Origin of the sequence: Bacteroides sp. OM08-11 (assembly GCF_003438665.1) — a bacterium.
Classification (GTDB): domain Bacteria; phylum Bacteroidota; class Bacteroidia; order Bacteroidales; family Bacteroidaceae; genus Bacteroides; species Bacteroides cutis.
In genome coordinates this window covers 147,245-159,086 of sequence record NZ_QSTJ01000003.1, presented here as the reverse complement: position 1 = coordinate 159,086, position 11,842 = coordinate 147,245, and the positions used below count along the sequence as shown (strand labels likewise).

General features: G+C 51.2%; 6 protein-coding genes. All 6 read left to right on the top strand.

All coding sequences use genetic code 11. The features are described from left to right. The 6 genes from DXC10_RS07230 to DXC10_RS07205 all read left to right on the top strand — a co-directional run bounded on the left by DXC10_RS07230 (position 1) and on the right by DXC10_RS07205 (position 11,838). Positions 1-1,782: a tetratricopeptide repeat protein gene (locus tag DXC10_RS07230; protein ID WP_117737594.1), complete on the top strand. Its 1,782-nt coding sequence runs from the start codon at positions 1-3 to the stop codon at positions 1,780-1,782. Between the two features lie 5 nt (positions 1,783-1,787). Continuing rightward, entirely contained in the window at positions 1,788-2,681 is an 894-nt protein-coding gene (locus tag DXC10_RS07225) for a FimB/Mfa2 family fimbrial subunit (protein ID WP_233519888.1), read from the top strand. Positions 2,682-2,716: 35 nt separating this feature from the next. Beyond that, a complete protein-coding gene (locus tag DXC10_RS07220) occupies positions 2,717-4,003 on the top strand; it encodes a hypothetical protein (protein ID WP_117737593.1) in 1,287 nt (428 codons plus the stop codon). 130 nt (positions 4,004-4,133) lie between these two features. Next, complete coding sequence (locus DXC10_RS07215; RefSeq protein ID WP_147331298.1) at positions 4,134-8,438, top strand: hypothetical protein; 4,305 nt, start codon at positions 4,134-4,136, stop codon at positions 8,436-8,438. Positions 8,439-8,453: 15 nt separating this feature from the next. Continuing rightward, positions 8,454-9,608: a FimB/Mfa2 family fimbrial subunit gene (locus DXC10_RS07210; protein WP_117737591.1), complete on the top strand. Its 1,155-nt coding sequence runs from the start codon at positions 8,454-8,456 to the stop codon at positions 9,606-9,608. A gap of 103 nt (positions 9,609-9,711) precedes the next feature. Beyond that, positions 9,712-11,838 (top strand): FimB/Mfa2 family fimbrial subunit, encoded by a 2,127-nt coding sequence (locus tag DXC10_RS07205; RefSeq protein WP_117737590.1) that lies wholly within the window; start codon positions 9,712-9,714, stop codon positions 11,836-11,838. The last annotated feature ends 4 nt before the right edge of the window (positions 11,839-11,842 follow it).

Sequence of the window (11,842 nt, the reverse complement as noted above, 5' to 3'; positions counted from 1 at the left end):
ATGAAACTAAACAAATGTCATATCGCCCCGTTTATCGCCTTGCTCTCCTTCAGCTTGGCAGGATGCGCCCCGCACAGACAGGCATCCCGTACAATCAGCCGTACCCCTGACTTCTGCACAGTCATACCGGACAGCAGCAATCGTATAGAAATGGATCTCACCTTTCACATTCCCTCACATTACTTCTCGCGGAGAAGCCGTTTGGTCATCACGCCCCGGCTCATGCAGAAAGATACAGTGCAGGAAGAATATATGCCCCTCATTGTGGATGCTCCCATCTACGACAAGAAGCTGAAACGGCTGAAAGTACTTGAAAACCATACCGACCCGCAAGAGGCAAGAGCCTTGAAGCTGAAAAAGACTTCGAGCAGCTTCGACCTCCCTTATAAAGCTACTTTGCAACTGCCCGACAAGGCAGACCAGGCGCGTCTCGTGGCTTTCGTTTCGACGGACGGTTGCGGCGAATGTAGCAGTGTGGATACGATAGAGGTGGCAGCCATCAGCAATCCGGCAAGCCTGCTCAAAGGAGATGTGCTCAGGAAGTCGATGCAACTACCCTATATAGAACCGGAGTTTGTTGCACGTCCCAAACTTTTGAAAGGAAGCGGAATAGCCAATCTGCAATTTGTCATCAACTGTTCGGACATCAACCTATCGTTGGGCAACAATGAACGCGAACTGAATGACATGCTGGACAAACTATCACCTATTCTCAAGGATACGCTCGCCACCCTCAATTTTATCCGCATCACCGGTATGGCTTCTGCCGACGGTCCTTTGGCTTTCAACACCGTACTGGCTCAAAAGCGTGCCGCCGCTGCCCGATGGTGGCTCATCATGCAATTGGATATTCCCTGGAAAAAGCGACAGAACATCACAGCCAGTTCGCAGCCGATAGGTTGGGAACCGGTACTTGCCGCCATGACAGCCGACGGCAATCCCGATTCTGCAAGCGTGAAAAACATTCTCAGGGAATATGCCTTCGCCAACGATGACGTGCAAGAGCACCACATCCGCAGCCTGTCCTGCTGGAACAGCATCAAGAAGAATTATCTGCAGAAAGACCGTAAAGTAAAATATGAGTATAGCTATAACATAAAAGGCTTCACCACCGATGACGAATTACTGGATATGTATCACAAACGACCGGATGCATTCAACGAAGAAGAGTTACTGCGAGTGGCAAGCCTGAAGAAAGAGAGTGAGGAGCAAGCGGAGGTTTACCAAACCATCATCCGGCGCTTCCCCCACTCCGAAACTGCCGCCAACAATCTTGCCGTACTCTACCTCGATGCCGGCAAAGCCGACGAAGCGTGCAAGATGCTGGAACAGTTGCCCACCCGCAGCCCGAAAATACAGAATGCGCTTGCTGTAAGCCATACACATGCCGGCAATTACGAAAAGTCCATCGAGTTGTTGCAAGCATCCGATTCACCGGAAGCGCGCTACAACTTGGGATTGCTGCAAGCCCGGAGACGTAACTTCCATGAGGCATACAGGCTGCTTCGCCCCTTTGCCGATGTAAACACCGCCCTTGTAGCCCTGAGCCTGAACCGTACCGAAGAGACTGACACCCTGCTTGCAGCCTTGAAAGACCGTTCGCCCATAGCCGAATATGCACGTGCGCTGACGGCGGCGCGGCAGAAAAAGCACGATAAATTCTACCGGCATCTGGGCAACGCCTGCCGGGACACAGCCCTGCGCCAACGTGCAGCCAACGAAGCGGAGTTCCTTCCGTATAGCAGGGAAGAAGCTTTTCAGGTTTTGGTGAACAGACAATAAAAGAAATGAAGATGAAGAAAACAGACCACATATTACTCTTGCTGACAAGCCTTTTGCTGAGTTCGTGCATACGCAGCGAAGTTCCCCCTTGCCCCCCTTTGCAGGTCAACCTCACAGTGAAGGACAAAAACTACTTCAACGTGGACAAGGTGGAAGAGGAAGGGCGCAGAAGCGAGAACCTCGCTTTCAAGGAGTACGTGCCCACGCTCTACTACCAGCTGTGCGATGCCGTTACAGGCGAGGTGATGGAAGCGCAGGGAGTATTCGAAGTACAAGGTGATGAACAGAGTTTTCCCATTACCTTCTGCGACTGCCTGCCGCATGGCAAGTATGTGCTCACTGTATGGGGAGGACTTAAGGACAATACCCCCTTGCACCCCGACGGAAAATCCGTCACCCTGCATCCCGACGGTTCGGAAGGAATAGATGTGTATGTCGCGCAAGGTACACTGGTGTACGACGCCTATCAGTACAACCACACGCTGGAACTGCAACGCGTCAAAGGGAAACTCATCATCCGCATGGAGAACCTGCCGAAGAAGATAAGCCACTCTTATAAAGAGGTGGACAATCTGTTTGGGAAAATCATGCATGGAACGGGCTATGAGGAAACAACTTCGGTTACTACACAAACAAAGTGGGAAAACCCCACCGCAGTGATAACCAAAACGATGCTCAGCCCGTCCGCCGAGAAAGACAAATCAAAGTTGGGCATCCGGTTCTACACCCAACCGAAAGCGGCAGAGCCGGTGATAAAAGCCAAGCCGGTGTACATCACGATGAACAGAAACGAGCTGACCGTCCTGAAGTATATCTATCAGGAACAGGAAGACGACTTCGCAATCTACCTGCTGGTAAACGACAACTGGGAAAAGATACATGGAATGACAATCGATTAAACAACAACATATTACTAACTTTTTATTTCAAAAGAATGAAAAAGAATTATTTATTAGCTGCAATGGCATCCGGAGTGATGTTGTTCAGCGCATGTAGCAATGATGAAGCCATTATGGATGGCAGTGATAACAATGCGGAGCAGACTTTAGTGCTGCAAGTGGCAAGCACCGGAGACAACCTGACCACTCGTGCCGGACGCCCCCTGCTTAGTTCGGAAGCCAAACAGACAATTGACAATGTAAAGGTGATTATCTGCCAGGGAACAGGAAACGGTAATGTGAAATACGTTCAAACCATTGATCAGTGGTCTGCTGAGGCAAACGCAAGTTCTAAACCTTATGGTGGCGCTACCGGAGGACATGGTCGTGAAGCTATCATAAAACTGGCAGATGGCGATAAATTAGCAGCCGGAGAGTATACGGTGTATGCTTTCGGTTATAGCGACAACAGTGATTATACTGACCTTGCAGCAAAGATTACAGGCATCACCCAAGGCGGAGATTTCAACGAAAACGTAACGCTCACTTTAAACAAAATCGGTGAAGAAATCTTCGCAGGTTCTTGCGAGCTTAAAGTAGAAGACGGCAAAGGTTTTTACACTCCGGTGATACTGAACCGCCAGGTAGCAGGTACTATGGCTTACCTCACCGACATCCCTTGCGTAGCCGGTGGAACCAAGCTGCAACTGGTAGCTTCCGACAGAAACACAAACTTGGTGTTAGGACATTTTGCCAATCATGATTTGGACGGTAACGGCACAGCTACCGACGCTAACGTGAACTATGTGGTAAACGGTACTGCAACTGCTACCGACAAAGTAATTTATGAAATAGCTTTAGACGATTGGTTCAACAACCCAGCTTTGGATGCTGACAAAAACGGACTGATTGATGTAGATAACAATAACTGGAAAGGGGAATCAACTAAATATGCCAAAGGTTCCGTATTTGCCGGAAACTTTGTGATTCCTTTTGCAAAAACATCCGAAAACACTTTCACACTCCAATTAGTAGATAATGCCAGCACCATTTTAAAGAGCTGGAAAGTGAAATTACCCACCGGTGACAAACAGCTATCAACACATACTTCCTACATCTGGAACAATAATACATTTACAGAAAATGTTACTGTCCAAGATGCTGCTGACAAATTCAACGTAGTCCGCAACCACCTGTACAGCATCGGTACAAGAACATTAGACGCACCGACCCAACCGGGTACAGATCCTGATGACAAACCCGAATCACTCGTCAACAAACAAGAACTGGTGTTGAAGGTCAATGACAACTGGGAAGTCATCCACAATATGGAACTTGAATAATCCAAGTCTCTGACGTTTCCGAACGAAACAAAGAATCATCCATAACGAGGATGTGCCAAAATATGAACAAGCAATTGTGATTTCTATTTTGGCACATCCTCATTAACCTAACAGGAAACCCCATCAGTCAATGAAAATAAGATACTACATATTCCTCTTTACCCTATTTCTCTCCGTTGCTTCCTGCCAAGACGAAGACTACCCTTTTGTGGACACTCCGGGAAATAACACTCCTCCAACCACCCGCGCCACAGAAATAACATCCGCCTTGACCCAAGACGCCAACGGACATTGGAAAGCAAGCCGCCGAGTACCTCTGGTAGGCATAGGACGTATCGTAGACAATTATTCGGACGCCTTAGTGAGCGTAGCCGGTTGGAAAGAAAACATTGCCAATCTGGTAGATACCGACATCAGCAATTCCACTTCATTCAGTGGGGTTACTAATGCCGACCTGCTTGCCAACCAGATAGCCTCTGTCAGAGATCTCAACCGCGTATATGCCGGAGGGCAGGAAGCCGGATTTGTATACCGTACCTCCACCAACGGCGTGCTCGAACTATCTGTACTGAAGCAATTTTGGATAAAGACCTTTCTGCACGGAGTAGAACAAGAAATGAAAGGCGGAGACCCAAATGTCGAGACACTGCAACTGAACCTCATAAGCGCCGGCAACAACAACGGAAAGCAGGCGCTCTCCATCTCCGCCTCTTTGGACAAGCCTTTCGATGAGGTACGCATCGGCATGAGCGGTGTCAATGCAGACGTTTTAAAATCGCTGGAACTGTTCTACGCCTACGTAGGCGAAAACGAAGAACAGAAATGTATTCAGGGTAATCCCGACTTCCCCGCTGTGAAAATACACGACGGTGGTAACGGAAGCTGGACAAGCGTTAAATTCCTCCTTACTTCCAAACAACTGGTAGATGAAGATACAACGAACGGAGTAACCATCGAAACTTTGGGAAGCTTATTGGGAGGTCTTTTCGGAGGCTTCTGGGCAACCGTTGATTTCGGAAAAACCATACCCGCAGGCTCGGAAGTGGGCTTCATCCTGACCCAAGGCAACCTGCTGAGCCTCGACATAGGCAACACCATGACACTGACCACTTTCGACGAGAACGACAATCAGCAGGAAGAGTTTGCCGTAGGTTCCGTACTGGGCGTTTCCGCCATAGGAGGCGGGAAAAGCGCGGTAAGCCTCGTGACAACCAAACCCTGCTCGCAGATAAAGATATACCTCTTCAAGATAGCCGTCAACCTCGGAGCCACCATCATCAATTATGCCTTTGTGCGCGACGAGACCAAAGTAGACCAGTCCGCCTATCTGTCATTACCGGATGTCACCATACATACCGGTTCCTACTACCTTGCCCCTCCCAAGACGGGCAGCATCAGGTATGCGGTGACAAGCGCTCCCCAAGGCAGCAATCCGCAGGTAGACAAAGACGCATCGGGAAAATACCGCATCACCGACATGAACGTCAATGGCGACTACCGCATTCTCGCCGTTTACACCGCGCCGGACGGAACCGTCATGCAGGAGACTTTCACCATCACCAAAGAGGTGAACACCGGCGGAAGCGAATGTAACAAAATAATCACCAACGAGGCCGAATACGCCGCCGAGGCTTACCTTCCCCAAGGAGGAGGCAGTTTGCTGACCATAGACGGCAAGCCCGAATCTCTTCAACATGTAGTCAGTCCCTCCACCGAAGATTACGTAACCTATACTTCAGGAGTCAGCATAGCTGCCAACGTAGCCATCGTCAGTGTAAAACTGGGAGACGGCAAGAGCATCAAACCCGCCACAAGCGGCAAGAACCGCGTAGGCTTCACCATCCAGACCAATACCAATGTGCTGGGAGCCGATGTGTTGAAATTCATGCGCGTGCGATTGAAAAAAGACGGAGCTTACCTTAATGGAAATTCCGTAACGGAAAACAACGATGCCGTTTCCGCCGGCCTGATAGGAAACAGCGGAGTGAAAACACGTCTCAGCATCACTACCGGACATGAATTTGATGCCATAGAACTTTGGACTTCGGGACTCCTGAACATCAACACCAACTCGTTCAGGATATACAACGCTTTTTGGGAACCCGAAACAGAAAATTGTACATCGAGCGCACTGGACGCCTGTCTGGAACTGATGACTCCTGTCAACTACGGAGCCGAAATCAACTATGAAAAGACCGAGACAGTGGGCGTGGCAAGCGTGGGCTCTTCCTTCAATAATCTGGGCAACATGCTGGACGGAAACATGGCAACCACTGCACTCCTGACGCAAACTCAAGTGGGAGGAGCCATGACCGTAGCCGTAAAATTCACTCCCGTTTCTATCGGACAGCAGGTGGGTTTCATCCTGAAAAAAGTAACCGGACTGGCTGATACCGACTTGATAGCGATAAGCACCCTCAAGCTATACAGCAAAGGAGCCGAAGTAGCAAGTACCGCCGCCGGAGGAGTCTTGGGACTCGACGTGATAGGCAGCGGAGACTACCAATACGTGTCCACCATCACCAAACACGACCAGGTAGATGAAATCCGCATCACTTTCGGTTCAGTGCTCTCCGCATTGAAGAACATCCAGATAGCAGGCCTGTTTACCCGTCCGGACACCGACGGAGACGGATTCCCCGACTGTTCGGAAGAACAGGAACAAGGAGGTAACAAACTCGCATCGGCAACAGCCGAACCCGAACACGTCTGCGAGGGTTCTCCCGTAACCATTCGCCTCACCGCCACCGTAGGCGCCGACTTGCCCGCAGGCAATTATACCCTCAAGTTCACCGACATCACAGGGAAAAACAACATTCCCCCCCAAAGCATTCCTCTTGCTGCCGACAACACGCTGACCGTAAACAATCTGCCTGCCGGAGACTATTACATCAATGTAACCAGCGATGCCGACAACCAAACTTTCTGGAACGGCGTGCACGTCGTGGTTCATCCGCAGGAAACCACCTGGAAATCCCATAACCACTCCACCGACTGGAACGACTGGAGCAACTGGACCAACGGCAGCCCATGGGACTGTACCGATGTCATTATTCCCGCAGGATGCACCTCCTACCCCGACTTGCAGGCGGCAGCAGACAACTATTGCCGCTACATCCACTTCGAACATGGCGGTGAAGTGGTGAACACCCATCGTCTGAACTACCTGAAAGCCTGGGTGGAACTCTCGTTGCAGCCGGGGCGCTACTACATGCTCACCGCCCCTCTGTGCAGCATGGTGACGGGCGACATGTTCATCCCCCGTTCCCTGAACGGCAATCACAGCACCGCAGCGAAATTCAACGACCTCGACAAAGCCACCTCTCCCGAAAACCGTTTCGCCCCGCGCATCTTCCAGCGTTTCTGGAGCGCCAACACCACCGGCAAGAAGATAACGAACGGCAATCTAAACGATGTAGCCGTAACGCCCGATGAAACCAACTGGACCGCCCCCTTCAACGCCCTCAACGAAGCCTACAATCCCGGCATGGGATTCTCCGTAAGAGCCGAAAAGGAAACGCTGCCGGCAGGCAAGCTGACGTTCCGCTTCCCCAAGTTGCACGACAGCTATACCTATTTCCGCCCCAATGGCGCCTCTACCGGAAAGACCGAAGCCATCGGCAGGGACGCCGCCTATGCGGGCAGATTCATCTACGAGCAACTGGGCGCTAAATTCCCCCTCCGGCTCACAGTGAACAATCATAAAGAAGGCACCACCTTCCTGATAGGCAATCCGTTCATGACCCATATCAACCTGCCGAAGTTTCTGGCGGAGAACACGCATGTCACTTCCCTCAAAGTGTATGACGGCAACCGGAACAACTCCCAGATTCTGGCAGACGGCGAACTGTTGAGCAACGGCGATACCTATCACTACATGGCTCCCATGCAGTCGGTCTTTGCCACCGTTGCCACACCGGGCACTTCGCTGACAGTGACCTTCACCGAAGATATGCTGCTGCAAGTACCGGGCAACGTCACCCGCTCCCTCAGCCGCAGCATCATGCCGCGACAACGGGCAGGCCGCCTGCAAATCACCGCCACCGACAACCGTGGACACAGCGCAAACACACTGCTCCGCCTCTCGGCACACGCCACAGACGGCTATCGTCCGGAAGAAGACAGTCGACTACTGTTCGACAACGAAGCGGAAACGCCTTTACACCTCTTCACCGAGGCCGACGGCAAAGCACTGGACATACAGCAACTGCGGGGCAGCACCTCCGGCATGCACATTCCATTAGGCTTCCGTCTGAAAGCCACAAGCAACGTCCGCCTCAGCCTGCACCACCTGCCCGGCGACGGCTGGAGCGGCTGGGCGTTATGGGACAGCCGGACCGATAAACGCTACTCCCTGCAAGAAAGCGCCATCGAAATAGAACTGGGACAAACCGGGACACATGTAGGAAGATTCTTCCTGATTAAACAAGATTAAAAAAAGCATTGGCTCATGGCAATAAAGCGAAAAGACATAAGGTATATATTCATGGCAGCGTGCATTGTTTGGTTACTGCCCGGGTGTAGTCCCGATTCTCCGGCAGCCTTTCCGGAAGAGGAAGCCGTCGGAGCCATCTACTTCACCCTCGGTCTGTCGGACGGTACAGAAACGCGAGCACTGCCCCAAGGGTCGGACAATGTGCACCACGTGGATTATGTGCAGCTCTACATCTTCGACGGTACGGATGACAATGCCCCTTGCATCGCCTCCGAAAACGCGGAATGGGCTGCCTACTTTCAGAACAACCTGCCCATACACACTGCCGAAATGATTTACCGGGTGAAATATCAAGGCTTGCAGTTGGGCAAGGCCTACACCTTCCTGGCAGTAGGCGTAAACACAGCGGGCAGACAGACTTTCGACGTTCCCGCCTTCATTGCGCATGGCGCCACACTGGGCAGCCTTGAAGCAGCTTGGGCTGCGGGGACAACAAGCACAGACATGGCACAGTCCGAGTTGTTTGCAGGCAAATCGGTAATTATCCCGCGCCGGACAGTCTCACAAGGAATGGTGGAAATGAGGCGTCGCGTGGCAGGCGTAATGGGCTGGTTCAGCAACGTGCCCGCCACCATCAACGGGATACCGGTGGGGGAGCTGCGCATTGCGCTCTATACGTCCCAGAACACAAGGATGCCGCTTCTCCAACGTCAGCAGTCGCCCGTATTTCAGGATTTCCTGTTGAGCCCCTCCACAGAAGCAGACGGACAGGCTTTGGTCCGCATCCGCGTTCCGGACAATCGGGCAGACATCGCCAGCGGAGGTTCTTTCGTCTTGCCCGCCGACATGCCGCCGCCATCGGACGGCGATGCCTACACCTTGCGGATGGAACTGACGGACGCCAACGGCAACCTCCTGCAAACACGCCGCATTCTTCTGCCTTCCGGTGACCCTTCGGACGGCACCACCGGCGGCGGTACGGGCATCATCGACCCCGAAGGGTTGTCACGCTTCCCTATCATGGCCAACCACTTTTACAGCGTGGGCAGCAAAGACGCTCCCATAGATGTGGGGGGCAACAACATCATCATCGTTTCCATCAACCCCGACTGGGACGAAATAAACGATGACATGGACGTAGTGGAAAAGAGTAGAGGTTCGGCGGGCTGAAGTTGAACTTTAGAATTCTAAAGTTCAACTTTAGCGAGCCAGAGTTAAGGTTTAACACACAGAAGTTAAAGGTTGCTTCACAAAAAAAGAAAAGAGTCAGAATATGAAGAATATAAAAACAGCATACCGGATATTTCTTTTATTGTCAATCTGCCTGCTGGCAGCTTGCAACAAAGCGGAAATGCCCCAAGCAGGACAGGAGCGTACAGGGGAAGTGGTGATTTCATTCGTTCCCCGGCAGCACGACTCCGGGCAGGCCGCTGCCGGACAAAAAGGCATAACCCGTTCCCAACTGTCGGGCGCCGAGGTGGATTACCGGAATGTAGCCGCTGTCTACCTGTATGTGTTCGACGCCACCAACACTTGCGTGCTGGTGAAAGATTTGGGTTGGAACGGCGATCTCTCCAAAGAATATGTATTGGGGCAATTGTCCGGCGAAGGTCAATATACCTTTCTTGCCGTCGGCGTGGACGACCGGTCAGGAAGCGTTTACCAATTTCCCGACGCTATCAAGGTGGGAACCAAACTTGCCGACTGCCAAGCGAAGCTGGACGAAGCGCAACGCACTTTCATGCCCAATGCCGATCTCTACGTAGGCGTCACCACGACACAGATACAGGCTGCCAATTACAACCGGGTGGAAGTGGAGCTGAAACGTAAAGTGGCGGGAGTCATCGTGTACCTGCAAAACATCCCCTGCCAGCCGGAAGGCGTGTTCGTGAAGCGGCTCGAAGTGAACCTGCACACCAACCAGCACACCGCCCTGCCCCTCATCAGGAATGAGGCAAACCCTTACGGAAGCGGTGTGCTGAACGACAGCCGTCTGCTCTTCAGCTACGCCTTCGAGGAGTCGGAACGTACGGAAGGCAGTGACATCTTCGACCGCCTGAAACCCCGGACAGACGATATAAAAGTAATAGAGAACACACTCTTCTTCGGCGCTTTCATGCTGCCGCTCGAAGCCTCTGCTACGGGTACCCCTACGTTGAGCATCACCCTGATTGGCGATGATGCCGTAAACCATACGGAGAAAGTGTTGAAAACCTACGAGGTGAGATACAAACAAGCGGGCGGCGCTCCCACCACCGCCTATCCCATCAAAGAGAACTGCCTCTACTCCATCGGAAAGAAAGTGACGGGCAGCTCCACCGACGGGGACAAGCCCATGGATTTAAGCGGAAACATCATCGAAATAATCGTGCAGGATTATGACGAGGATTATAAGGGAGACGTAGAGTTTCCGCCCGTATCGCAGCCTGCCTATATCCGTACGGACTTCAATCCCGAAAAGTATATCTTCAATTGCATCAGTGCCACAGAAGTGATACACATAGACCCGTCTTATCCGGTTCACCCATGGAAACTGACCATACCCGAAGGAGTGGATTGGATTCATATTGTGGATAGAAACGCAACAGATGGAACAGTGAAATATCTGCACAGCATATCGGGAACGGAAAAAATGGATGTGGAGTTGCTGATTAATGACCATGTGGTGTATAGACCCACAGTAAGCACTACCGAGGTAACCGACCCCGATGCCATTAATACCATTAAGAATGATATTCGTACCGCCAACTTGCAACTTCACACAAGTACTCTGGGATTAGGCAACACTATGCCGATACGTCAATACAATGCTATCACCTGTGCAGGATATCAAGACAAACCGTTTGGGCTCAGCAGGTTGGACTATGGATGTTATTTTGACCGCCAGACGGGAAAAGCAGTCAGACCTGAGGGATGCAAAATACAGTGGGGATTCTTTAAGACAGACATCCAATATATTTTTCTAAATGGCTCCTGGGAGTATGAAACATACGTCGCAGACGGTGAATATAACTTTAAAGATGTTGATAGAGAAAGAGATGGCTATATAGGAAGCCTTATAGAAAAAACTATAAAAGAAGGTATTGAGACAGACCACAATGGTAATAACAATGCAGCCGAAAAAATATGGTTCGTACCAGCATATCAAGAACAATGGAACATTCAATTTACAACTCAAAAATTAAAAGACAAATTTCCAGCAATCGATATTCCTGAACTGACTAACCTGGAAACGGGGTGGTATTGGACCTCCTCCGGATGCTATGGACCAAGCGGTACCCCACGAGACAGCTACGCCGTCCCTGCATACGGTTCCAGAGCGGAGTATGAAGTTTTACATAAAGTTGACCGGAAAACAACTTTAAATGTTCGGCAAGCCCGTCGCTTTATCACTCCATAAAACA